This window comes from Pseudoalteromonas sp. CR1, from assembly GCF_019392235.1.
Lineage (GTDB): Bacteria > Pseudomonadota > Gammaproteobacteria > Enterobacterales > Alteromonadaceae > Pseudoalteromonas.
On record NZ_JAHXRM010000088.1, the window covers coordinates 1 to 350 of the forward strand.

At 64.9% G+C, this 350-nt stretch carries 1 protein-coding gene; it reads left to right on the forward strand.

Annotated elements, in window-relative coordinates; translation table 11 throughout:
* Positions 1-28: 28 nt before the first annotated feature.
* Positions 29-350 (forward strand): heme A synthase (locus KZZ04_RS18605; RefSeq protein ID WP_368735897.1); only part of this gene is annotated, 322 nt, incomplete at its 3' end.

The window sequence follows — 350 nt, forward strand, 5'->3', positions numbered from 1 at the left end:
GAGCCATCGGCGTGACCCTGGCCAGCCGGTGAAGCTGCCGCTGTTCCTGTTGGCGGTGGTGTTCGCCCAGGCGGCGTTTGGCATGTGGACGGTGACGTTGAAACTGTGGCCGCAAGTGGTGACCGGCCATCTGCTCGGTGGGTTTGCCACCTTGAGCCTGCTGTTTTTGCTGACGTTGCGCCTGTCCGGCGTGCTGCCGGCGTTGATCGTGCCCAAACGCCTGCAATATTGGGCGACCGCCGGTTTGGTGCTGGTGATCGGGCAAATTGCGCTGGGCGGCTGGGTCAGTTCCAACTACGCGGCGGTGGCCTGTATCGACCTGCCCACCTGCCATGGCGAGTGGTGGCCGG